This window comes from Paenarthrobacter ureafaciens (genome assembly GCF_004028095.1).
Lineage (GTDB): Bacteria > Actinomycetota > Actinomycetes > Actinomycetales > Micrococcaceae > Arthrobacter > Arthrobacter ureafaciens.
The window spans coordinates 177,636-200,633 of sequence record NZ_SBHM01000006.1; the positions used below are offsets into that span (position 1 = coordinate 177,636).

At 62.6% G+C, this 22,998-nt stretch carries 20 protein-coding genes; 4 read left to right on the forward strand and 16 right to left on the reverse strand.

From position 1 onward, the window contains the following. Positions 1-64 precede the first annotated feature (64 nt). The 8 genes from secF to pdxT all read right to left on the reverse strand — a co-directional run bounded on the left by secF (position 65) and on the right by pdxT (position 7,300). Positions 65-1,054 carry a protein translocase subunit SecF gene (secF, locus tag AUR_RS01895; protein ID WP_021470624.1) on the reverse strand — a complete coding sequence of 330 codons (990 nt, stop codon included), beginning with the start codon at positions 1,052-1,054 and terminating at the stop codon, positions 65-67. Continuing rightward, the gene (gene secD, locus AUR_RS01900; protein WP_031215977.1) at positions 1,054-2,823 is read right to left on the reverse strand and encodes a protein translocase subunit SecD; all 1,770 of its coding nucleotides are present in this window, start codon (positions 2,821-2,823) and stop codon (positions 1,054-1,056) included. Before secD ends, secF begins: the two co-directional genes overlap by 1 nt. Positions 2,824-2,937: 114 nt before the next feature. Further along, positions 2,938-3,321: a preprotein translocase subunit YajC gene (yajC, locus tag AUR_RS01905; RefSeq protein ID WP_021470626.1), complete on the reverse strand. Its 384-nt coding sequence runs from the start codon at positions 3,319-3,321 to the stop codon at positions 2,938-2,940. 103 nt (positions 3,322-3,424) lie between these two features. Next, a complete protein-coding gene (gene ruvB, locus AUR_RS01910) occupies positions 3,425-4,501 on the reverse strand; it encodes a Holliday junction branch migration DNA helicase RuvB (protein ID WP_021470627.1) in 1,077 nt (358 codons plus the stop codon). Further along, positions 4,494-5,138 carry a Holliday junction branch migration protein RuvA gene (gene ruvA / locus AUR_RS01915; RefSeq protein ID WP_021470628.1) on the reverse strand — a complete coding sequence of 215 codons (645 nt, stop codon included), beginning with the start codon at positions 5,136-5,138 and terminating at the stop codon, positions 4,494-4,496. The genes ruvB and ruvA overlap by 8 nt, the downstream gene beginning before the upstream one ends. Positions 5,139-5,199: 61 nt before the next feature. Beyond that, positions 5,200-5,775, reverse strand: coding sequence for a crossover junction endodeoxyribonuclease RuvC (gene ruvC / locus AUR_RS01920; RefSeq protein ID WP_031215978.1), 576 nt, complete (start codon positions 5,773-5,775; stop codon positions 5,200-5,202). A 64-nt stretch (positions 5,776-5,839) separates the two neighbouring features. Next, positions 5,840-6,595 (reverse strand): YebC/PmpR family DNA-binding transcriptional regulator, encoded by a 756-nt coding sequence (locus AUR_RS01925; RefSeq protein ID WP_021470630.1) that lies wholly within the window; start codon positions 6,593-6,595, stop codon positions 5,840-5,842. 3 nt (positions 6,596-6,598) lie between these two features. Then, a complete protein-coding gene (gene pdxT, locus AUR_RS01930; RefSeq protein ID WP_021470631.1) occupies positions 6,599-7,300 on the reverse strand; it encodes a pyridoxal 5'-phosphate synthase glutaminase subunit PdxT in 702 nt (233 codons plus the stop codon). An 80-nt stretch (positions 7,301-7,380) separates the two neighbouring features. Between pdxT and AUR_RS01935 the strand changes: the two genes are divergently transcribed. Next, complete coding sequence (locus AUR_RS01935) at positions 7,381-8,700, forward strand: Mur ligase family protein (RefSeq protein WP_062096939.1); 1,320 nt, start codon at positions 7,381-7,383, stop codon at positions 8,698-8,700. After that, the gene (locus tag AUR_RS01940) at positions 8,697-9,428 is read left to right on the forward strand and encodes a type 1 glutamine amidotransferase (RefSeq protein ID WP_062096940.1); all 732 of its coding nucleotides are present in this window, start codon (positions 8,697-8,699) and stop codon (positions 9,426-9,428) included. Before AUR_RS01935 ends, AUR_RS01940 begins: the two co-directional genes overlap by 4 nt. A gap of 4 nt (positions 9,429-9,432) precedes the next feature. On the opposite strand, the gene AUR_RS01945 is transcribed toward AUR_RS01940, so the two are convergent. Further along, positions 9,433-10,680 carry a CapA family protein gene (locus AUR_RS01945; protein ID WP_062096941.1) on the reverse strand — a complete coding sequence of 416 codons (1,248 nt, stop codon included), beginning with the start codon at positions 10,678-10,680 and terminating at the stop codon, positions 9,433-9,435. A gap of 83 nt (positions 10,681-10,763) precedes the next feature. On the opposite strand from AUR_RS01945, the gene AUR_RS01950 reads away from it, so the two are divergent. Next, the gene (locus AUR_RS01950) at positions 10,764-12,782 is read left to right on the forward strand and encodes a M3 family metallopeptidase (RefSeq protein ID WP_021470635.1); all 2,019 of its coding nucleotides are present in this window, start codon (positions 10,764-10,766) and stop codon (positions 12,780-12,782) included. A 56-nt stretch (positions 12,783-12,838) separates the two neighbouring features. Here AUR_RS01950 and pdxS read toward each other — a convergent pair whose 3' ends face one another. From pdxS to AUR_RS01985, 7 genes are all read right to left on the reverse strand, one after another. After that, positions 12,839-13,765: a pyridoxal 5'-phosphate synthase lyase subunit PdxS gene (gene pdxS, locus AUR_RS01955; RefSeq protein ID WP_031215979.1), complete on the reverse strand. Its 927-nt coding sequence runs from the start codon at positions 13,763-13,765 to the stop codon at positions 12,839-12,841. A gap of 211 nt (positions 13,766-13,976) precedes the next feature. Next, entirely contained in the window at positions 13,977-14,603 is a 627-nt protein-coding gene (gene pgsA / locus AUR_RS01960; RefSeq protein ID WP_021470637.1) for a phosphatidylinositol phosphate synthase, read from the reverse strand. Positions 14,604-14,607: 4 nt separating this feature from the next. Continuing rightward, positions 14,608-15,186 carry an HIT family protein gene (locus AUR_RS01965; RefSeq protein WP_062096942.1) on the reverse strand — a complete coding sequence of 193 codons (579 nt, stop codon included), beginning with the start codon at positions 15,184-15,186 and terminating at the stop codon, positions 14,608-14,610. A 19-nt stretch (positions 15,187-15,205) separates the two neighbouring features. Beyond that, positions 15,206-17,215 carry a threonine--tRNA ligase gene (thrS, locus tag AUR_RS01970; RefSeq protein WP_021470639.1) on the reverse strand — a complete coding sequence of 670 codons (2,010 nt, stop codon included), beginning with the start codon at positions 17,213-17,215 and terminating at the stop codon, positions 15,206-15,208. A gap of 131 nt (positions 17,216-17,346) precedes the next feature. Next, entirely contained in the window at positions 17,347-20,874 is a 3,528-nt protein-coding gene (locus AUR_RS01975) for a DNA polymerase III subunit alpha (protein WP_062096943.1), read from the reverse strand. Positions 20,875-20,877: 3 nt separating this feature from the next. Then, positions 20,878-21,246, reverse strand: coding sequence for a DUF6504 family protein (locus tag AUR_RS01980; protein WP_062096944.1), 369 nt, complete (start codon positions 21,244-21,246; stop codon positions 20,878-20,880). 89 nt (positions 21,247-21,335) lie between these two features. After that, entirely contained in the window at positions 21,336-22,391 is a 1,056-nt protein-coding gene (locus AUR_RS01985) for an FAD-dependent monooxygenase (RefSeq protein WP_206616212.1), read from the reverse strand. A 58-nt stretch (positions 22,392-22,449) separates the two neighbouring features. Between AUR_RS01985 and AUR_RS01990 the strand changes: the two genes are divergently transcribed. Continuing rightward, positions 22,450-22,989 carry a TetR/AcrR family transcriptional regulator gene (locus AUR_RS01990; RefSeq protein ID WP_062096946.1) on the forward strand — a complete coding sequence of 180 codons (540 nt, stop codon included), beginning with the start codon at positions 22,450-22,452 and terminating at the stop codon, positions 22,987-22,989. Positions 22,990-22,998 lie beyond the last annotated feature (9 nt).

A 22,998-nucleotide genomic window follows, 5' to 3' on the forward strand; every position in this document is an offset into this window, starting at 1 on the left:
AGTCAAAGAGCCGGCCCCTGCATCCTGGCAGGGGCCGGCTCTTTCCGTTGTTCAGGCGCCTTCGTCAGGCAGCGGCTTCAGCCCTCCGGTGGGCCACCTTCTTCGCCTGCTTCACGAGTTCCGGTTCGCCCTGGCGGAGCCAGGCGTACAGCGGAGCGGCAATGAAGATGGTGGCTGCGGTACCGATGAGGATCCCGACGAACAGCGCCAGGGACAGGTCGCGGAGGGTTCCGGCCCCCAGGAGTCCGGCACCAATGAAGAGGATCGCTGCCACGGGGAGGACAGCAACCATCATGGTGTTGATCGAGCGCACCAAGGTCTGGTTGACCGCGAGGTTCACCTCTTCGCCGAACGTCCGGCGGGTGGAAGTGGAAATGTCCGAGGTGTTCTCCCGGATCTTGTCGAAGACCACCACGGTGTCGTACAGCGAATAGCTAAGGACCGTCAGGAAGCCAATGATGGCCGACGGGGTTACTTCAAAATCACTCAGGGCGTACACACCCGCCGTGACGAACATCGTCACCAGCATGCCCACCAGGGCGGACAGGGACATCTTCCACGTCCTGAAGTACAGCGCCATGAGGACAGCAGCCAGGCCGACGAACACCACCAGGCCGATCAATGCCTGCCGGGTCACGTCCTGGCCCCACGTGGGGCCGACGAAGTTGGATGTCACTTCGTTGTCGGTGACCCCGTAGGCGCTGGTGAGGCCTTCCTTGATGCGGTTGGTCTCATCATCGGTCAACTGGTCCGTCTGGATTCGCATGGTGTTGCCGGCAACGTTGGCAACGCGCGGCACGGCACCGGGAACGACGTCGTGGACCGCTTTCTCTCCGAGTCCGGCATCCGTGGTGGACACATTGGACACGGTGAACTCAGAACCGCCGCGGAACTCGATGCCCAGGTTGAAGCCGCCCTTGAGCACCGGGATGAGGATGGACAACGCCACTGCCACGGCAGCGATGATGAACCAGATCTTCTTCGAGTCCACAAAATTGTAGGACCGCTTGCCCGTGTAGAGCTCATAGCCGAAGGTCGCGAAGCTGGTAGTCATTACTTCTCCTCGCTGGTGGCGTTGGATGACTTGTTGCCGTTGGACGAGCCGGTGAGCTGCCCCTTCTCGGCAAGGCGTCGTTCGGCGATGGTCATGCGCCGTTCGGCTTCCGCCACGGCACCGGCGTTGCGGGGCCTGACGTTGGCGGGCTTCTCCTCGGCTGTCCGGATCCGGCCGGCACCCCGGTACAACGGCACCGCTCCAAGGCGGTCAGGAGACAGTCCGGAGAAGCGGTGGCCTTCTCCGAAGAACTTGGTGCGGGCCAGGACCTGCAGCATGGGGTGGGTGAACATGAACACGACGATGAGGTCGGCCACAGCGGTCAGGCCCAGCGTGAAGGCAAAGCCACGGACGTTCCCGACGGCGACGAAGTACAGCACCACGGCTGCAAGGAGGTTGACTGCCTTGGAGGCCAGAACGGTGCGCTTGGCGCGCTTCCAGCCGTTCTCGACGGCGGACACCAGGCCCCTGCCTTCGCGCAGCTCGTCACGGATACGTTCGAAGTACACGATGAAGGAGTCCGCAGTCTGGCCAATGGCCACGATGAGGCCCGCGACACCGGCCAGCGACAGGCGGTAGTTTTCGGTCCAGCCAAGGATGGCGATCGCGAGATAGGTCAGCGCGCCGGCGACAAGGAGTGAAGCGATGGTGACGAACCCGAGGGCGCGGTACTGGAAGAGCGAGTAGACCACCACGAGGACGAGGCCGATGATGCCGGCCAGGAGACCCAGGCGCAGCTGGTCGCCACCCAGGGTGGCGGAAATCTGTTCCTGTGACTGGATCTCAAAGGAGATCGGAAGCGCGCCGTAGCGGAGCTGCTCGGAAAGTGCCTTGGCGGATGCTTGCGTGAAGTTGCCCGTGATCTGCGGCTTGCCGTCAGTGATGACCGCCAGTGCCCGGGGGGCGGAAATGACCTGGTCGTCCAGGACAATGGCGAACTGTGCCTTGGGATCGTTGCCGCCCTGCGCCAGGGAGGCGTTGTAGAACTGGTTGAGCCGTTCGGTAACCTTCTTGAACTTCTCCGTAGCGTCACCGTTGAACTCGATGTTGACGCCCCAGGAGTTGGTGACGGAACCCTGGGCTCCCTGGACCTGGGAGAAGGAAGAATCGGCAATGTCCTGGCCCTTGACCTCTACGGGACCAAGGATGTACTTGATGGCGGGGGTCTTGTCCGTAGCGGGTTCGCAGGTTACCAACGGCTTGGCCGGGTCTGAACGCTCGCGCTTCTCCGCAGCCGGATTGACGCAATCCAGAGCCTCGAATTCCTTTTGGACTTCCGGGGTGATCCAGTTGGTGTCGCTGGCATTCGTCGGCTCGGCCGTGGGCTTGTTCAGCTGGTCATCCGGAGTGCGGGACTCGGCAGGAATTGCCGCCGGGTCAGCCGCGGCAATTACGGGGCGGAAGTTCATATCCGCCGAAGCCTGGATGAGGTCGCGGGTTTCCTTCGACGGTGTTCCCGGAAGGCTGACCACGACGTTGCGGCCGGACTGCGTGCTGATCTCGGCTTCTGCTACGCCGGAACCATCAACGCGCTGGCGAATGATCGCCACGGCCTGGTTGAGCTGTTCTTCGTTGATCTCGCTGGAGCCCTCGACGCGTGGCGCCAGGATCATCTGGGTTCCGCCCTCAAGGTCCAGCGCAAGCTTGGGAGCCCACGTGGCGTTGCCGGTGATGACACCCCCGGCCAGAACTGCGGTTAGTACGACGAATATTGCTCCAAGCCAAGTCAGCACTCTGCGCGCTGAATTCCTAGGGCCGGTCCGTGCCATTATCGATCTTCCTGTTATCGCCGGACAGCCGCCGGCCGACGCCGGTGGGCGTCCGCCGGCGGCTCTCCGCTGCCGTAGAAGTTATCTTGCGCGGTGGTACCGCGGCTGACAGTGCTAGTTGTCCTTCTTGTCCTCTTTGTTGAGGCGCGCAATGGTTTCCTCGGGAGTCTCCGGAGCAGCCGGGGCCTCCGTGCCGGTTACGGTGAGCGAGGACGCATCATCCGGAACAACCGGGGTTTCCTCTGCCGGCTGGTCGATGACCTTGGTTACTGCCTGGCGGTGCACCGTGGCTTCGTTGCCCGGGGAAAGCTCCAAAACTACCTTGTTCTCGGCCTCGTCGATGGAGACAATGCGGCCGAACAGGCCAAAGCTGGTCATGACGTCAACGCCCGGAGCAAACTTCGACTGCATTTCAGCCTGCTGCTGCTGGGTCTTCTTGTTGCGGCGGAACATCATGAAGACAAAGAGTCCCAGCATGACGAAGAGCAATATGGTCATTGGATCCACAGGGAAGTTCCGTTCTGTACTTACGTTTGCGTTCACGGCAGCGTCCTGTGCCGAGCGTCATACCAGTCTAGTGGGAAATTCCGGGTGCAGCGTGTTAACCGATGCTGTCTACGCTCTCAGCGTGGTTTTCATCCTCTTCGAACAAGGGAAAGGCTTCCTGGCCAAACACCCCGGCAGGGACGGCATACCCCAGGTGGGTCCAGGCTGACGCCATGGCGATGCGGCCCCGCGGCGTGCGTCCCATCAGGCCTTCACGGACCAGGTACGGCTCTGCCACGGTCTCCACTGTCTCCGGCTCTTCGCCGACGGCGATGGCCAGCGTGGAAAGACCCACCGGGCCACCGTTGAACTTGGTGATCAGGGCCTCCAGGACAGCGCGGTCCAGGCGGTCGAGCCCGCGGGCGTCTACCTCGTACATATCCAGGGCTGCGGCGGCTGACCGCGCGTCGATCTGCTCGATGCCGTGTACCAGGGCCCAGTCGCGGACACGGCGAAGCAAGCGGTTGGCGATACGCGGCGTGCCGCGTGAACGGCCCGCAATCTCCGTAAAGCCGGCCGAATTGACCTTCAGGTCCAACAGGCCTGCGGAACGGCGGAGGACGAGTTCAAGTTCTTCGACCGAATAGAACTCCAAGTGGCCCGTGAAGCCGAAGCGGTCCCTCAGGGGCCCGGGAAGGAGCCCGGCACGGGTTGTGGCACCAACCAAGGTGAACGGCGGGAGCTCCAGTGGAATGGCGGTGGCTCCGGCGCCCTTGCCCACCACGATGTCCACGCGGAAGTCTTCCATGGCCATGTACAGCATTTCTTCGGCGGGCCGGGACATGCGGTGGATTTCGTCCAGGAACAGGACTTCGCCCTCCGACAAGGAGGAGAGGATGGCAGCCAAATCCCCGGCGTGCTGGATGGCCGGGCCACTGCTGATTCGCAGGGGGGCATTCATCTCGGCAGCGATGATCATGGCAAGGGTGGTCTTGCCGAGTCCCGGAGGCCCTGACAAAAGAACGTGGTCGGCGCTCCGATCACGCATGCGTGAGGCTTCCAGGACCAGCGAAAGCTGCTTCCGGACCCTGTGCTGGCCCACGAAGTCGTGAAGGTTTTTGGGCCGGAGGGCGGCCTCGATGACACGCTCTTCCGGTTCCTCGCCCCCGGCGACCAGGGATTGCTCAGCCACGGCTGCCTACGCGGTTGCCCGCACGGGCCCCGTCCTGGCCCAGCCAGCGAAGGGTCGCGCGAAGGATCTGGGCGACGTTGCCCGAGTCCACGAGCTCGGGTGAGTCGGCCATGGCTTTGTCGATGCTGCCCGTAGCGTCTTTTTCCGACCATCCCAGGCTGGTCATGGCCGCAACTACCTGTGGCTTCCACTCAGCGGTTACCTGTGCGGCAGGGGCGCTGGCGGTGCCTGTGCCATGGGGAACCAGCTTGCCTGCCAACTCCAGGACGATCCGGCCAGCGACCTTCGGCCCGATGCCCGGCACCTTGGTGAACGCCTTGCCGTCTCCGGTGTGCGCGGCCACGCGGATGGCCTCCGGCTCATGGACGGCAAGGACGGCCAACGCCAGCCGCGGCCCTACTCCGCTGACGCTGAGAAGGACATCGAAGACCTCACGTTCGTCGTCATCGGCAAAGCCAAACAGCGTCAGCGAATCCTCACGGACGATCATGGACGTAAAGAGCTTGGCTTCATCGCCGGGCTTCAGGTGGCTCAGCGTCTGTGGTGTGGCGTAGACGCTCATGCCTGCACCGTTGAGGTCGATCACTGCCGTCGACAACCCGACGTGGGCAACCGTGCCACGAAGAAAACTGATCAAGACCGGGCTCCTGTAACTATCCGAACATATCTACGAATACCCTAGCAAGCGCAGCCGGCATTCAGCGCGCGCGCCGCGCCTTCGCTTCAGCTTCTGCCCATGCTTTCTGGGCGGGCGTCAGGGCAGAGCTGCCCTTTGCACCGGGAGCTCCCGTCCCGTTTCCCGCCCGCCAGGCGTGGGTGAGCGCCAAGGCGAGGGCGTCGGCGGCATCGGCCGGCTTGGGCGGGGCGTCCAGGCGAAGGATCTTGGTGACCAGCTTGGTGACGGCGTCCTTGTTGGCACTTCCGCTGCCCGTGACCGCCGCCTTGACTTCGGATGGCGTGTGCAGTGCCACCGGTATGTCCCGCCGGGCGGCAGCCGCAATCACCACTCCCGACGCCTGCGCCACGCCCATGACGGTACTGACGTTCATTTGGGAGAAGACGCGCTCCACGGCCACCACATCGGGTTGATGAAGGTCCAGCCACTCATCGATTGCCTGGGCGATGACCAGCAGGCGCCTGTCCAGGGTGAGTTCCGCCGAGGTACCGACGACGCCGACAGCCACCATGGTTGCGCGGCGGTTCCGTTCGATATCCACGACGCCGATCCCGCAACGGGTAAGGCCCGGATCGACTCCCAATACGCGAAGAGTCAAATCCGGGCCTTTCTCAGTGAATGTAACGCCTCAGCGGATGTGAGGCTGCCGGCGTGAACGGCTGTTAGTCGGCGTCGAGGGCTGCTTGGACCTCGTCGCTGAAGTCGGCGTTGCTGTAGACGTTCTGGACATCGTCCAGGTCTTCCAACGCGTCCACCAACTTCATGAACTTCTTGGCACCATCGACATCGAGGTCCACCTGCATGGACGGCACAAACTCTGCCTCATCCGACTCGTACTCGATTCCGGCTTCCTTCAGGGCATCGCGGATGGCCTGAAGGTCCGAAGGCTCGGAGTGGATTTCCCAGTTGTCGCCGCTGTCCTTGACCTCTTCGGCGCCGGCGTCGAGGACGGCCATAAGGATGTCGTCCTCGGACAATCCATTCTTGGGCAGGACCACGACACCCTTGCGGGTGAACAGGTAGCTCACGGATCCGGGATCGGCAATGGTGCCGCCGTTGCGCGAAATCGCCAACCGGACCTCGGAGGCTGCACGGTTCTTGTTGTCCGTCAAACATTCGATGAGCAACGCCGAACCCTGCGGACCGCGGGCTTCGTACATGATCTCGGTGTAGTCCACCACTTCACCGGTGAGGCCGGCGCCGCGCTTGATGGCGCGGTCGATGTTGTCGTTGGGCACCGAGGTCTTCTTGGCCTTGGTGACTGCCAGTTCCAGGCCAGGGTTGCCGGCGAGGTCCGGACCACCCATGCGGGCGGCAACTTCGATGTTCTTGATCAGTTTGGCGAACGACTTTGCACGGCGGGCGTCAATGACGGCTTTCTTGTGCTTGGTGGTCGCCCATTTGGAGTGGCCTGACATGCTTTACGCTTCTCCTCTGATCATTCGAATAAAGAGTTCATGCACGCGCTTCTCCCCTGTTACCTCCGGATGGAAGGAAGTGGCCAGCAAACGGCCGGAGCGCACTGCAACAATTCTAGCCATCCCGTGCAGGGTGGCCGTGTGGCTGGCGTGGTCGGGATCCACCTGCGCCAGGATCTCAACGTCCGGACCAACCCGTTCCACCCACGGTCCGCGGATGAATACCGCGTGCACCGGGTCCACGCCGGACTCGCCGGCACTGAAATCAAGGCCCTTGAAGTCCAGGTCCGTTTCAAATGATTCCCGTTGGCGCCCAAAGGCGTTGCGGCGGACCGTGATGTCAAGCCCACCGAAGGTCTGCTGGGGGTTTCCGGCCAAGTCTGTGGCGGGGTCCGCGATGTCGTTGGCGAGCAGGATCATGCCTGCACACGAACCGTAGACGGGAAGTCCGTCGGCGATCCGTTGGCGCAAGGGATCAGCTACGTCGAATATCCTGGCGAGCTTGTCGATTGCCGTTGACTCGCCGCCAGGGATGATCAGGCCGTCAATGTCATCGAGTTCCCCGGCCCTGCGGATCCCGACACCGGTGGCGCCTGCAGCTTCCACCGCGTGGATGTGCTCGCGGAAGTCGCCTTGGAGCGCCAGCACGCCGATCCGGAGTCCGGCACCAACGCGCGACGAAGCGTCGGAAAGGGTTTTGGTCATTGGACCATCATAGTGTCCGCAGACCCCACGGGCGGCAACGGGACAAGGCTCCATGCCGCAACTGGGATATATTACAGAGCATGTTTTCCTTCAGCGTCCCCCTCGGCAAGCTGGTCCGCGGCCTGTCCCGGCTCCGCGGCGGAGGCTCGGCATTTCCCGGCCTCGTAGTGGAAAAAATCGACCCCGGCTTCATGGAACGGACCCTGGCTTCCCTGCCCCATGGGGTGGCCGTTGTCAGTGGGACGAACGGCAAGACAACCACAACCAAAATGGTGGTGGAACTGCTCGAAAGCCAAGGCCTGAAGGTGTTCACCAACCGCAGCGGCAGCAACTTCACCCGCGGCGTGGCTGCGTCCCTATTGGGGGATGTGGACTGGCGCGGAAAACTCGACGCCGACGTGGCGGTGCTGGAACTGGATGAGGCGCACGCCGTGCACTTCGTCAACAAGGTCTCGCCGCGCTTCAGCCTGCTGCTGAATGTGCTGCGTGACCAACTGGACAGGTTCGGCGAAATCGACAAGACCGCCCGCCTCCTGGAACACATCGCCATGAAGACCACGGACACCGTGGTGTTGAACCGGGAAGATCCGCGGGTAGCCCGGATTGCCGGCAGCGTGCAGGGACTCGGGTCCGTCCACCATGCCGCGGTCCGCTACTTCGGCCTCGATGAGTCGCTGCGGAGTACTTTCCCCAACGACGACGAAATGCGCACGGCTACCGGAACCGCTTCCCCCGGCACCACCCCCGCAGGCGAGCTGCCTGCGGCACCGGAGGCCGACGTCGTACTGCGCCGCGTAGGTGCCCGCGACGCCGACTTTGAGTTCGACGGCGAAACGGTGACCACCCCCATGAAGCTCCGTGGCGTCTATAACATCTTCAATGCTGCTGCAGCGTTGTCGCTGGCCCGCGCAATCCTGGGAACCGGCGCTGTGGACACCCCCAAGCTGGTCAAGGCCCTGGGTGAAGTAGCGCCGGCCTTCGGCCGCGGTGAGAGCCTCACGGTTGACGGCCAGCCGCTGGAACTGGTGCTGGTGAAGAACCCCAGCGGATTCCGGCTGGGCCTTAAGTCATTCCCGGCGGGCGGGTACGCAACCATGATCGCCATCAACGACAACTACGCGGACGGCAGGGATATGTCGTGGCTGTGGGACGTTGAATTCGAATCGCTGCGCGAAGACGGCGTGGAAGTCCTCACGGGCGTCCGCGCCTACGACATGGCGCTTCGCCTCCAGTACGACGAGGTGCCCTTCGGCGCCGTCGAAACTGACATCACGGCTGCGCTGCGCAAGTTCATTGACGGATCCCGCGGCAAACCCAAGAGGATCTTCTGCACCTACACGGCCATGCTCGCCATCCGCCGCGAACTGGCCAAAATCACCATTGTTGAGGTGGTCTCATGACATCGGAATCAAAAGGAACCCTTCGGGTCCTCCAGCTCTATCCGAAGGACATGAACATCTACGGGGACTGGGGCAACGCACTGGTTCTCCAACAAAGAATCAAGTGGCACGGCTATACCCCGGAACTCCTTGAATACAACGTCGGCGACGAGTTCCCCGACGACGTGGACCTTATTGTGGGCGGAGGCGGCCAGGACAGCGGCCAGGTAGTCATCCAGGAGGATCTTCAGGCCCGGGCCGCACAATTGCGCGCCGTGGCCGAGGACGGCGCGCCCATGCTGGTTATCTGCGGCCTGTACCAGTTGTTCGGCAAATTCTTCAAGACCAGCGCCGGTCCCGTCATTCCGGGAATCGGCATCCTTGACGTCGAGACCCAGGGCACCGATGAACGCCTGATCGGCAACGTGACCCTGAAGTCCCCCGAATTCGGCGAAATCCTTGGGTACGAGAACCACAGCGGGCAGACCACCCTGGGACCCGGCGTCGAACCTCTTGGCACGGTGACCAAAGGCGCCGGCAACAACAGCAAGGACGGCCACGAGGGGGCGCGCTACCGGAACGTGGTGGCCAGCTACCTCCACGGCTCGCTGCTGCCCAAGAACCCTGCCATCGCCGACTTCCTGATCAAGACCGCCGCGGAACGCAAGTTCGGTGAGTTTGTTCCGGGAAAGCCCGACGACGGATACGCCCGCCTCGCCCGCGAACACGCTGCCCGCCGCCCGCGGTAAGGCGCTACTTCTCCTGGGTGACCAGCAGCTCGCGGGCTCCCGCGGCCGCTGCACCCATGGACTCGACTACCGTCCGGGTACGTAGGCGGGTTTCGGCGTCGGCAGCCGGCGACGCACAGACACCTTGGGGCGCGTCACTGGCCACGGAGCACCAGCGGTAGGGGTCGCGGACGATCACCGAGGGCGCCCAGGCAAGATCGGATGCGGTCCACTGACCGGCCTCGTTCTGGCTGAACTGGGCGCGTACCAGCAGTCCTTCATTGTTGACCACGTACCACGGTGACAACTCGGTGACGCCGTTGCCCAGGCCATAGACAATCCAGGTGCCCTTGTAATTCTCGATCGGCAGCACGGAATGGGTGTGGTGGCCGTAGATCATGGTGAACTGCCCGCTGTCCACCAGCGCATGGGCAGTCTCCTGCTGCTGCGCGTTCGGCTCATTGGCGTATTCGTCTCCTGCGTGCATGACGCCCAGCACAATATCCGCTCCCGAGGCGCGCGCCTGTTTGGCCTTGGCAATCATCACGGCCGGGTCAAGCTCGTCGACCAGCCACGGATACTCGGGGATCTGGCCGTTGTGGCCATAGGTGCCTTCGATGACGGCCACGGTGGCTGCAGGGGTCTTGAGCAGCAGGATTTCTTTTGAGGCCGCCTCGGTACGGTAGGAGCCTGTGTGCTTCAGGCCGGCCGCATCCAGGGCATCCAAGGTCCGCAAGAGACCTTCGGTTCCGCGGTCGATGGTGTGGTTGCTTGCTGTTGTGCAGGCTTGGTATCCCACGTCTTTCGAGGCCGCGATGATCTGCGGCGGCACGTTGAACGACGGGTAAGCGGAGAACGGACCCTCAGAGGTGGCCACCGGAGTTTCCTGATGGCAGATCGCAAGGTCGCTGGCACTGATGTAGCGGCGCTGGCCCTCCAGGAGCGGGACGAAGTTGTAGCCGGGCTGTCCTGCCGCGGCCGCATCAGCGCGCGCCTGTTGCCAGAGCTGGGTGTGAACCAGCATGTCTCCGGTGACCGTGACGGACGTGCAGCGAAGCGTTGGGCACGCCGGCCCTTTGCCGGGGGTCGGGGTCGGGGTGGGCGTCGGAGTGGGCGTGACCGTCTCCGGCGCTGCCGCAGTACTGCTTGATTGATCGGGCTCTTCGGCGAGCACGCCGCAGGAGTTCAGCGACAGCAACAAGGCGGCGGCAATCGCCAGCACGGCCGCCGGCTTCGCCAGTGAGCGGACCCGGAAAAAGGTGATGTTCCCCATAGGGCCAATCCTATGGGCGCGCCCCGCGAAGAAGGGTGCGTGCCACCCTTGAGGACGTGCTTGTTAAGTGAAAGAGTCACTTCATGACCAATCCCCTGCTGTCTCCCAGCGAGCTGCCCTTCGGGCTTCCACCCTTCGCGGACATCTCCCCCGAACACTATGCAGAAGCGATCGACGCCGGGCTCGCTGCGCAGCTGCAGGAAATCACGGCGATTACGGGCAACTCCGAACCCCCGACCTTCGAAAACACTGCCGCTGCCATGGAACGCTCAGGACAGCTCCTGGCACGCGCTGCCGCGGCCTTCTTTACGCTGGTCTCGGCCGATGCCTCCGAGAAAATCCGGGAGATCGAGACTGATGTGTCCCCCAAGCTGGCTGAACACCAGGATGCCATCTACTTGAACAGCGGCCTCTACGAACGGTTCCTCGCTATCGACACTTCTTCGCTGGATGCCGCCTCCGCGCGCTTGGTGGAGGAGTACCTGAAAGAGTTCAGGCAGTCCGGCATCCAGCTGGACCAATCCAGCCAGGACCGGCTCCGTGCCATCAACGCCGAACTCTCCAGGCTGGGCACTGACTATGGGCAGCGCGTCAAAGAAGGAATGAAAGCGGCCGCCGTCCTGGTCGAGGACCCTGCCGGTTTGGCGGGCCTTTCCACCGAAGACATCGCAACTGCCGCCGAGGCCGCGAGGGAGGCAGGAGCGGACGGCAAGTACCTGCTCGGCCTCATCCAGCCCAGCAACCAACCTGTGCTGGCTTCGCTTGAGGATCGTGAGGTCCGGCGCCGGCTTTACGAGGCTTCCGTTTCCCGTGGAATCGAAGCCGGGCCCCTGGATGTGCGGGACCTCATTGCGCGCACCGTCCGCCTCAGGGCAGAGAAAGCAAGCCTCCTGGGATTCCCCAACTTCGCGGAGTTGATGGTGGACCGGCAGACCGCCCCGGACTTGGCAGCAGTACAAGGCATGCTCACCAAGCTCGCCCCTGCGGCGATGCGGAACGCACACGCCGAAGCCCGGGCCTTGGCCGAAGAAGCCGGGCACAGCCTGGAACCTTGGGATTGGGCCTACTATTCGGCCCGGGTACGCAAGGAAAAGTTCCAGGTGGACGAGCAAGCCCTGCGCCCCTACTTCGCCCTGGAATCGGTACTTGTGAACGGGGTTTTTCATGCCGCCACGCAGCTCTACGGGGTTACGTTCCACGAACGGTCCGACCTTCAGGGCTACCACCCCGACGTCCGGGTGTGGGAAGTCCGGGACGGGGACGGCAGCAGCCTCGGTCTCTTCCTGGGCGACTATTTCAGCAGGGAGACCAAGCGTGGCGGAGCGTGGATGAACTCCCTCGTGGACCAGTCCCACCTTTTGGGAACCCGGGCGGTAGTCATCAATAACCTCAACGTCAGCAAACCGGCGCCCGGCGAACCTGCGCTGCTGACCCTGGACGAGGTCCGCACAGTGTTCCACGAGTTCGGGCACGCGCTGCACGGCTTGTTCTCCGACGTGGCCTTCCCACGGTTCTCCGGGACATCAGTACCGCGGGACTTCGTCGAGTACCCTTCCCAGGTCAATGAGATGTGGCTCACGTGGCCGGAAGTGCTGGCAAACTATGCCCGGCATCATGTCACGGACCAGCCACTGCCCGGGGAAACAGTGGAGAAACTCGAGGCATCGCTCCTCTGGGGTGAGGGTTTTGCGACCACGGAATACCTCGGCGCCGCGCTGTTGGACATGGCGTGGCACGCTTTGGGGGCAGAAGAAATCCCCGAAGACATCATGGATTTCGAAAGCCGGTCCCTCGTGGACTCCGGGATCGCCCATCCGCTGATCCCGCCCCGCTACCGCAGCGGCTACTTCCAGCACATTTTCGCGGGCGCAGGATATGCAGCGGGGTACTACTCCTACATCTGGAGTGAAGTCCTGGACGCGGACACCGTCGAATGGTTCAAGGACAACGGCGGGCTGACACGGGCAAACGGTGACCACTTCCGTCAGAAACTGCTCTCCCGAGGCAACAGCCGCGACCCCCTCGAGTCCTTCCGGATTTTCCGTGGACGCGACGCGCACCTGGAACCGCTGCTGAAACGCCGCGGCCTGGAGGAGGCTTAAAACAACGACGTCGGCTGGTCACCGTTAAGGTGGCCAGCCGGCGTCGTCGGGGTGCTTTACCAGCCGCGTTCGGCCAGGCGGTGGGGTTCGGGGATTTCGTCGACGTTGATGCCGACCATCGCCTCGCCGAGGCCGCGGGAGACCTTCGCGATCACGTCCGGGTCATCGTGGAACGTGGTTGCCTTGACGACGGCGGCGGCGCGCTGGGCCGGGTTGCCGGACTTGAAGATACCGGAACCGACGAACACGCCGTCAGCGCCGAGCTGCATCATCATCGCAGCATCAGCCGGGGTCGCGATGCCACCGGCGGTGAACAGCACCACCGGGAGCTTGCCCGTGGCAGCAACTTCCTTGACCAGCTCGTACGGGGCCTGCAGTTCCTTCGCCGCAACGTACAGTTCATCCTCGGGCAGGGAAGAGAGCTTCGCGATCTCGGCACGGATCTTGCGCATGTGACCGGTGGCGTTGGAAACATCGCCGGTGCCGGCCTCGCCCTTGGAACGGATCATCGCCGCACCCTCGTTGATCCGGCGCAGCGCCTCACCCAGGTTGGTGGCACCGCACACGAACGGGACGGTGAAGTTCCACTTATCGATGTGGTTGATGTAATCGGCCGGGGTCAGGACCTCGGACTCGTCAATGTAATCCACGCCCAACGACTGCAGGACCTGCGCTTCGACGAAGTGGCCGATGCGGGCCTTGGCCATCACGGGGATGGACACCGCGGCAATGATTTGATCGATCATGTCCGGATCGGACATACGGGACACGCCGCCCTGGGCGCGGATATCGGCAGGAACACGCTCAAGGGCCATCACGGCGACGGCGCCGGCGTCCTCGGCAATACGGGCCTGCTCGACGTTAACGACATCCATGATGACGCCGCCCTTGAGCATCTCAGCCATACCCCGCTTAACGCGGTTGCTGCCCGTGACGCTGTTCGCGGACGAACCGGCTTCGTTGCTTACATCTGGTGTAGACACAAAAACCCCTATGGGTAGATAAACGACCTTCTGACCGGCAGCACACAGCAGAGGACCGCAATCAGCGCACACCGGGTTTTCAGGTCAAGGTGACCAAGTACTAGTAATACTAGTCGCACCACGCAGGCGCGCAGTACTTGTATTACCCGGCAGGATCGCCTTAATGGGGCTTCAACAGGACAGCTGCACAAAAGCCGCAGGCAAGGTCTGGTCAGATGCCAGTTCCCTTGGTGTCGGCCAGCGCTTGCCTGTGAACCGCGGCCATCCTCTGGACGATGGTGATGACGCTCGCAATGGCAAGCAGGACCAAGGTGGCGAAGAGAACCACCTGCGGCAAACCCAGTCCCGTCAAACCGGTGACCAGGAGGACCGAAGCCAACCTTTCAGCCCGCTCGGCGATGCCCACGCTGGCGCTGTACCCAAGCGACTCGGCCTTGGCCCTGACGTAGGAAACCACCATTCCCAGCACAAGGCAGATGACCGCGGCGAATCCGATGGCGGGATCGCCGCCACCAGTGAAGAACCAGATAGTGATGCCGGCGAAGATCGCGCCGTCGGCCAGCCGGTCGAGGCTGGAATCCAGGAAGTTGCCCCATCCACCGCTCCTGCCGTGAAGCCGCGCCATGATCCCGTCCACGACGTCGGAGAAGGCAAAGATTGCGATCATCAGCGACCCCCACCACAGATGCCCCAGGGGATAGAGGACCAGGCCGCCGAAAATGACGCCTGCGGTGCCGACAATCGTCACGGCGTCGGGCGATACGCCCATCTTGAGGAGCCAACGGGCGAAGGGGGTGAAGAGTGATGTGAAGAAACCGCGCGCATGCCTATTGAGCATTCGACTACCCTGGCCAGGCTTCGGCCACGAGCTTGCGGACCTCATCGAGAGTCTGCGTGATGGCCTTGGTTTGGGCAATGATCGGGAAGAAGTTCCCGTCGCCGCCCCATCGTGGAACCACGTGCTGGTGCAAGTGCGCGGCAATGCCGGCCCCGCCGGTCACGCCCTGGTTCATGCCCAGGTTGAATCCGCTCGGGTTGGAAACCTTCCGCAGCACACGCATTGCCGTCTGGGTAAGCTCTGCGAACTCCGCTGTTTCTTCAACAGTGATGTCCGTGTAGTCAGGCACGTGACGATAGGGGCAGACCAGCAAGTGCCCCGGATTATAGGGAAAAAGGTTGAGCACGACGTAGCACGTCCTGCCCCTGTAGACGATGAGCGATTCCTCATCCGAACGCGTTGGACCAACACAGAAGGGGCAGTCGTCCTTGTTCTTGAACTGGTCCTGCCCACCCTTGATGTAGGCCATGCGGTGCGGAGTCCACAGGCGCTGGAAAGCGTCCGGGACGCCGGCGAGCCCAAACTCGTCGGTTACGTTTGAGTCGCCGGGGTACCCGGCTTCCGCGCCTGTGTTCTCCTGCACCGTATCTACATCCGTTCCGTTAGCTCTCGCGGTTCTTCACGGCGTCGACAATCCTGCGGACGGCCTCAGCCACCGGCACGCCGTTGTCCTGGCTGCCGTCGCGGAAGCGGAAGGACACGGCGCCAGCCTCGGCGTCCTCGCCACCTGCGATGAGGACAAAGGGAATTTTGTCCTTGCTGGCCGTACGGATTTTCTTCGGGAAGCGATCCGACGAGATATCAACCTCTGCCCGGATGCCGGCAGCCTTCAACTGGTCAACGACGTCGAACATGTAGTCGTTGAAAGCTTCGGCCACGGGAATACCTACTACCTGGACCGGAGCCAGCCACGCCGGGAAAGCGCCGGCGTAGTGTTCCGTGAGCACGCCCATGAAGCGTTCAACCGAGCCGAACAGTGCCCGGTGGATCATCACGGGACGCTGGCGGGTACCGTCGGCGGCCTGGTACTCGAGTTCGAACCGCTCGGGGAGGTTGAAGTCCAACTGGATGGTGGACATCTGCCAGGTACGTCCCAAGGCGTCCTTGGCCTGGACGGAGATCTTGGGGCCGTAGAAAGCTGCTCCCCCGGGATCCGGCACCAGTTCCAGACCTGAGGCTTCGGCAACCTCTGCAAGGGTCCGGGTTGCTTCTTCCCAGGTGGCGTCGTCTCCAACGAACTTTTCCTCGTTCTTGGTGGAAAGTTCCAGGTAGAAGTCGTCAAGGCCGTAGTCCTTGAGGAGGCCCAGGACGAAGTTCAGGGTGGTGGTGAGTTCGTCCTTCATCTGCTCGCGGGTGCAGTAGATGTGGGCGTCGTCCTGTGTCATGCCACGGACGCGGGTCAAGCCGTGCACGACACCGGATTTCTCGTACCGGTACACGGAGCCGAACTCGAACAGCCGCAGCGGCAGTTCGCGGTAGGACCGGCCGCGGGAACGGAAGATCAGGTTGTGCATGGGGCAGTTCATCGGCTTCAGGTAGTAGTCCTGGGCCGGTTTGCGGACTGTTCCATCCTCATTGAGTTCGGCATCCACCTGCATGGCCGGGAACATGCCGTCCTTGTACCAGTCCAGGTGACCGGATACTTCGTAGAGGTGTCCCTTGGTGATGTGCGGGGTGTAGACGAACTCATAGCCGGACTCCACGTGCCGCTGGCGCGAGTAATCCTCCATGGCCTTGCGGATAATTCCGCCCTTCGGGTGGAAAACGGGCAGGCCGGAGCCGAGTTCGTCCGGGAAGGAGAAAAGATCCAGTTCCACGCCAAGCTTGCGGTGGTCGCGGCGCTCGGCCTCGGCAATACGTTCCTGGTATGCCTTCAGCGCATCCTTGGTGGGCCAGGCCGTTCCGTAAATACGCTGGAGCTGCTGGTTGTTCTGGTTTCCCAGCCAGTAAGCGGAAGAGGAACGGGTCAGCGCGAAAGCGTTCGAGATCAGCTTGGTGTTGGGAAGGTGCGGACCACGGCAGAGATCGCACCAGACGGTATCGCCGCTTTTGCGGTCCACGTTGTCGTAAATGGTGATGTCGCCTGCGCCGACCTCGACGTTGACGCCTTCGGCGGAGTCGCCGGCGTCGTTCTTTTTTCCGAGCAGTTCAAGCTTGTAGGGCTCGTTGGCCATGGCCTGGCGGGCTTCTTCTTCGGTGACCACGCGGCGGACGAACTTCTGGTTCTGGTTGATGATCTTTTGCATCATCTTTTCCAGCTGGCGCAGGTCTTCCGGAGTGAACGGTTCAGCGACGTCGAAGTCGAAGTAGAAACCGTCGGTGATGTAGGGGCCGATGCCGAGCTTGGCATCGGGGCGCAACTGCTGCACAGCCTGGGCCATGACGTGGGCGGTGGAGTGGCGGAGGACATTGAGGCCATCAGGGGACTCGATGGTGACGCCCTCGACGCTGGCGCCGTCCGCGAGGGGCTGGTCAAGGTCCTTGAGCACACCGTCAACACGGGCTACAACAACATCGCGGCGCTCGAAGAAGAGTTCCGCGCCTGTAGTCCCCTCCGTCACCTTGGTCTCTTCGCCATCGACGATGAGGGTGATCTGCTGGGCATCTGACACGGGTGTCTCCTATTCATAGTGAAGGCTTCATAGCTTGTGGCGTACGGGGACCACAGCCAGCCATCGTCAATCGTATCGGTTCCCGTCGAGGGCGGCCAAAGCAGCACGCCGGTCCCGGAACCAACTGCCGCTCAGCTTCCAAGACCCGTGATGGCAAGGTTTCGACTGATGCCGTCAAGCGGCCCGGGAAGGAATCTTTCCCGTGGATCCACGACGCCGGAACCTGGCTTTTCGTGGAACGGCAGGGTTTCGGGGCGGCTCAGGTCCCAGGCTTTGGTGGCACTGAGGCTGATCCCCTTGGGTCCGGTCCTTCGTGTTGTTCCGCGGATCAGCAACAACCTGGTACCGAACAGGAGGGGCCCTGACTCTTCCTGGGCCTCATGGAAGAAGACGCTGTCAATGCAACCTGTGCCGTCATCAATACTGATGAACACCACACGCCTTCCTCCCCGCATGGGTGGCGTTTGGGTCGCGACCCGGACCCCGGCTACCAGGACTTCCGTACCGTTCCGCAGCCCCAGCAGCTTGTCCGCCGTGGTTACTCCCAGTTTGTCCAGCAATGGCCTGTGGCTCTCCATCAAGTGCTCGCTGACGTCCACTGCCATCAGGTCCAATTCAGCGCGGACATTGTCCACCATTGTTGGTGCAGGCAATGCCGCCGGCAGGTTCCGGAGCTCCACATCACCCAGGGGAAGAGCCAACTGCCCGTCGATGACCTCGGGCTTTTTGGCGGGGGAACTTTGCAGGGCCTGCAGATGCTGCACCAGATCGGCCCGGTTGGCCCGGCTCCCCGAATCTTTATGGAGATGGTCGAAGGCACCCAATTGGGCCAGCCTCTTGATGTTGGGCTTGCTGATCCTGGCCCGCGTCCGGAGATCCGCTAACGAATCGAAGGGCTGGCCCACCACGATCCGCTTCAGCTCAGCACCGGACAAGCCGTAGATCCCGGTCAGGCTCAAGCGGATCCCCAGCTTGCCGTCCTGGGGACCTTCCTGGATTCTTTCAACGCGGTACTCGGCCTGGCTCCTGTTGATGTCCAAGGGAAGGATGGGAATGCCGAGTCTCCTGGCCTCAGAAACCAACAGCCGCTTCGGATACATCCCGGGATCGTGCTCCCAGAGGCCGGCAAGGAAAGCTTCCGGATGGTGGGCTTTCAGCCACGCTGATTGGTAGGTGGGTACCGCAAAAGCGGCTCCATGCGCCTTGCAGAACCCAAAACTTCCGAAGGCTTTCAGCGTCCCCCAGACTTTGTCCACTACGTCCGGGGAATACTTTTTGATGGCTTCCTTCCGGAAATAGGCTTCAACTCCGGGTTCCCGGGCCTCATCCCCCAACGCCCGGCGGAACTCGTCAGCCATGGCCAGTCCGCATCCCGTCATGACGTCGAAGGTCTTCAGGATTTGCTCATGGAAGACCGTCACGCCGTGGGTTTCCTCAAGAACCGGCTTCAAATCAGGATGCGGGTAGGACTCGGGGGCAAAGCCGTGCCGGTGTTCAAGGAAGGGCCGGACCATATCCGATTTCATGGGCCCGGGCCTGAACAATGAGATATCGATGATGAGGTCGTTGAATTCCCGGGGCGCCATCTTTCCGATGAGTTCACGTTGCCCCGGAGACTCGATCTGGAAGCAGCCCAGAGTATGGGTGCTCCGGATCAATTCGAAGGTTGCCTCATCATCGAAAGGTACGGCGTTGAGGTCGATTCTGCCGTCGCTGGAAATGTAGTCCGGACCTTCACCCCCAGGTCCGGTTTGATGGCCGCCGGCGGCAACGACTTCCGCCTTTCCGGGATGGATCCTGATGACTTCGCGCACTGCAAACGCCATGGCGCTTTGCATCCGGACACCCAGGACATCCAGCTTCAGCATGCCCATGGGGTCCATGTCGTGTTTATCGAACTGGCTCATCGGCAGACCGAGTCCGCTCGGCTGAACGGGTGTCCTGTCCAGGAGTCCGGCGTCTCCCAGGATCACGCCGCAGGGATGCATGGAGATGTGCCGGGGCAAGCGGTCCAAACGCTCGGTGAGGTCCACCAGCAAGTCCAGCTGTTGGTTCGTGTCCAAGGAGCCGTGGTCCCTGCCGGCCTCGATCCGTTGTGCAAACTGGCGCAATTCCGGCTTTTCCACCAATGCTTCCCTGAATTTTCGGGCCGAAAATCTCCACAGCTGTTTGGCGATTTCCCCGACTTCGCCTTCATCCATCCCCAAGGCCATCCCTGCATCCCGGACGGCTCCACGGGCACGGTATCCGTTCTGCATGCTCATCAGGGTCACCCGTTCGGCACCAAAACGGTCGAAGATCTTGCGGTAGACGTTATGGCGTTCAGCGCTTTCCACGTCTATGTCAATGTCCGGCAGGGTGGACCGGTGGCCTGAGAGGAAGCGCTCGAAAATGAGGTCGTGACGGAGCGGATCCACCTGGCTGATGTCAATGAGGTAGTTAACCAGGCTTGATGCTCCTGAACCGCGAGCTGCCACGCGAACTCCCATATCGAGGATCATCTTTGAAACTTCGGCGACAGTGAGGAAGTAGGAGGCAAAACCCAACGTGGCGATGATTCTGAGCTCGTGCTCCAACCGCGAGCGCATCTTTTCATGGGCCTTGCCGGTGATTCCCGGGTAGCGTCGGCCGATTCCTGCTTCACAGCGTCTGGCCAGTTCGATCATGGGGTCCTGGTCTATGCCAATGATGGAGGCTTCGGGCACCACCGGTTTCTTCCAGCCCATGTCCTGCACCGGATCTATCCTGCATTTGTCTGCGAGCGCCTCGGTGTTGGCAAGGAGCTTGGCCAGTTCTGCGCTTCCTTGCCCTGCGGAGGACATGATTTCCTTGCCGAGTTTCATCATGTCCCCGGCGGGTTTGAGCCATCCCTGCCCTGTTGGTTGAAGCTGGGGTGCCGGTTGAAGCCGGGGTGCGTCGAATAGTTCGGGAAGTGATTTCAGGGTTCGGGCGGAGTCCAGGACATCTGCCGTGGCTGCGCCGTCCAGTGCGCAGTAGCGGACGGCGTTGGTGAGGATGGCGGGGATGTTGTATTCGAGGGCGAGTTTGAGCATGCGGACGGCGTGGGAGGTGCTGAGGGGTTCTCCCGGGGGGCTGAGGTGGGAGACGGTTTCGGCGACGATGGTGCCTTGGGGCATGGCATCTATCCATTGTTTGAAGAGTGTCCGGGGGCGCAGGTATTTCCTGCCGCCCATGGCTTTGCCAACGTCCGAGTCGGGGCCTATCAGGACTGTGAGGACAGGCTTGAGTGTCTGAGGGTCCAGGGTCCTTGAGGCGAGTTCTGCCCTGGTGACTGCCACGGGGACTGTTCCCCCGGCTTTTCCGGAGGTCCGGGAATGGGCATCGGAGATGAGGCGGCAGAGGGCACGGTAGCCGGCGCCTTGGTTGTGGCCGTGGGCAAGTACTACCACCCTGCCGGCTGTTTGGGTTCGGTGGTCGCCGTCGTCATCGAGGATGGTGAGGTCGACGCCGACTATGGGGTCGATGCCTGCATCCATGCATGCTTTGAGGTGTTTGATGGTTCCGTAGAGGCCGTCGCGGTCAGTGCAGGCGAGGGCGGTGGCGCCGTAGGCAGCTGCTGCTTGGGCAAGTTCCTCGGGCCAGGAGACGCCGTAGTGGGCGCTGAAGGCTGTTGAGACGTGGAGGTGGGTGAAGCTCAAGGGTCAGGCCGCTTCCTCGGGTTCCGCTGCACTGCTTGGTGCGGCGTCGTGGATGCGGATGACCCGCCATCGGCCGCTTCCGAGGTGGCGGACGAGGTCAAGGGTGATGTTTTTTCCGGTGTCTTCGGTTTGCCTGCCGGGGTGGGTCCCCGAGTGTGGGGCCGGCACCAGTTGGACGCGCCAGATTTCGTGGTCCACGAGCCCGGCTCCTGTGCCTAGTGGCGCCCGGGTCTCTTCGAGCCACCATTGGCGTCTTTCATACCAGCGGGAGGGTTCTGCACAGACCTGGTAGTCGCGGCCTTGCCATCTGACGTCCTGTGGTTGGCCATCCTCAGTGCAGATGACGTTTACGGACTCGCTGAACAGTCCCATGTGCACGCTCCTTACACCGCAAGACAGATAACCGTTATTCGAAAGTATGTTCGAATAATAGCTAGTTTACGACGCCGGAACGGCAAAACCTACTCAGGGGTTGGCACCTTCTTCCGCCTTGTGGCGACTCGTCGTCCTGCGCTTTTGAGCAAGAGGTCCCGCAGCGGATGCATGGTTTCTGCGAGCGCCACCCTCCCCATCAGCGATGATGCGATCCGAAGTTGCTGGGTGGGCAGTACTCGTTGCTTGTTGTAGGCCGCAAGCGCTTGTTTGCGGGGCAGTTCGTTGAGGAGCCTTCCCAGGGTGACTGCGTCGACCAGGGCTTCGCAGGCTCCCCTGCCAAGGTTCGGCGTCATGGCGTGGGCGGCATCCCCCAGCAGCACGATGCCTTCCTTGGCGTAGCGGGCCATCGGCGGGGTTGTCCAGATTCTTTGGGCGAGGGATGTTTCGGGGGTTGCCTCCCCAAGGACGTGCTGCACCGCCGGCGAATGGTGTTGGAAGATGTGCCTGGTCAATGCCAGGGCTTCTTCCACGTCAACTTGGTCAGGCCCGAGGCCGGACCGGAAGGAGGCGTACCAGTTGGTCCCCGATCCCGTGGGGGCGAGCCCGAAGAGCGTGGCGCTCCCCCAGTATTCTCCGACGTCGGACGGTGACGGCTGGGAGGGGATGACACCCCTGACGGCCAGGAATGGCGTGGGACGTGCTTGGGTGCGGCTTCCCCAAGCTGTCCGGCGAACGATGCTGTGGACTCCGTCGGCGCCCACCAGCAGCGCGCCATTGTTCGGCAGCTCTGCCACTTTTCCGGTGATTCGGGTGACCGACGGCGGAACAGCGGAGTCAAGCATGCGGAGCAGGCCGGGCCGTGAGATGCCCATGAGCACGTTGCCTTGCATGGCGAGCATGGGATGGCCCGAGGGGTCGCGGAGGGCGCCTGAAGCCAGCCGGGCTCCTGCCGCCTTCAGCGTTTCCAGCAACCCGAGTTCCGCCAAAGCCGCTTGGGCGCCGGACCACATGGCCAAGGTTGTTCCCACGCCGGGCAGTTCGGGCCGTTGCTCGTGGATGGTGACGTCGAACCGTCCGGGATCAAGCCGGGCCGCGAGTGCCAAACCGGCAATTCCACCCCCAATGATGTCCACTTTTTCCATGGCCACACTCTACTACTACATTTGTAGTAACACCATGGTTCAAGGCTAGACTTCGACCATGCCGGACCGACGCACCGAAATAGCCGACGCCGCCGTGGCAATCGTCGCGGCCAAGGGCCTCAAAGGCCTCACCCACAGGGCAGTTGACGCCCAAGCGGGCCTCGCCGTCGGAACCACGTCCAACTATTTCCGCAGCCGCGCCGCTTTGGTGGCTGCCGCCGTCGATCATGTGGAAGCGCGCGACGCCCGGCTCCTGCGGGGTCAAGGAATGGAAGGGCTCCCGACGACGGTGCCGGAGTTGGCAGACCAACTCGCCGGCGCGGTCCTTGCGCTTGCCGGTGAACACGCCGACCTGACCCGGGCCAGGTTCGCTTTTGCCCTGGACCGTCCCGAGGTGGTCTCCGCCGGTCACGAACGCATGGTTTCCGGCCTGGAGCACCTGCTCCAGGCGATGGGACTGCACGATGCCAGATCCCGTGCAGAAGCTGTTGCCGATTACAGTGACGGCTTGGCATTGCATCTGCTGACTGCCCGGCACGGACAGGAAATGGAGCATTCAACCGTGGCGGACAACGTCCGGCGCCTTCTGGAAGGATGACCTGCAAGG

Coding starts and splice junctions, on each gene's coding strand:
- pgsA (WP_021470637.1), bottom strand. CDS start 14,603: ATGCTCAATAGGCATGCGCGCGGTTTCTTCACATCACTCTTCACCCCC.
- yajC (WP_021470626.1), bottom strand. CDS start 3,321: ATGACCATATTGCTCTTCGTCATGCTGGGACTCTTTGTCTTCATGATG.
- AUR_RS01990 (WP_062096946.1), top strand. CDS start 22,450: ATGCCGGACCGACGCACCGAAATAGCCGACGCCGCCGTGGCAATCGTC.
- AUR_RS01925 (WP_021470630.1), bottom strand. CDS start 6,595: ATGTCAGGCCACTCCAAATGGGCGACCACCAAGCACAAGAAAGCCGTC.
- AUR_RS01940 (WP_062096940.1), top strand. CDS start 8,697: ATGACATCGGAATCAAAAGGAACCCTTCGGGTCCTCCAGCTCTATCCG.
- AUR_RS01980 (WP_062096944.1), bottom strand. CDS start 21,246: ATGGGACTGTTCAGCGAGTCCGTAAACGTCATCTGCACTGAGGATGGC.
- pdxT (WP_021470631.1), bottom strand. CDS start 7,300: ATGACCAAAACCCTTTCCGACGCTTCGTCGCGCGTTGGTGCCGGACTC.
- secF (WP_021470624.1), bottom strand. CDS start 1,054: ATGACTACCAGCTTCGCGACCTTCGGCTATGAGCTCTACACGGGCAAG.
- AUR_RS01985 (WP_206616212.1), bottom strand. CDS start 22,391: ATGGAAAAAGTGGACATCATTGGGGGTGGAATTGCCGGTTTGGCACTC.
- AUR_RS01935 (WP_062096939.1), top strand. CDS start 7,381: ATGTTTTCCTTCAGCGTCCCCCTCGGCAAGCTGGTCCGCGGCCTGTCC.
- AUR_RS01945 (WP_062096941.1), bottom strand. CDS start 10,680: ATGGGGAACATCACCTTTTTCCGGGTCCGCTCACTGGCGAAGCCGGCG.
- secD (WP_031215977.1), bottom strand. CDS start 2,823: ATGGCACGGACCGGCCCTAGGAATTCAGCGCGCAGAGTGCTGACTTGG.
- AUR_RS01950 (WP_021470635.1), top strand. CDS start 10,764: ATGACCAATCCCCTGCTGTCTCCCAGCGAGCTGCCCTTCGGGCTTCCA.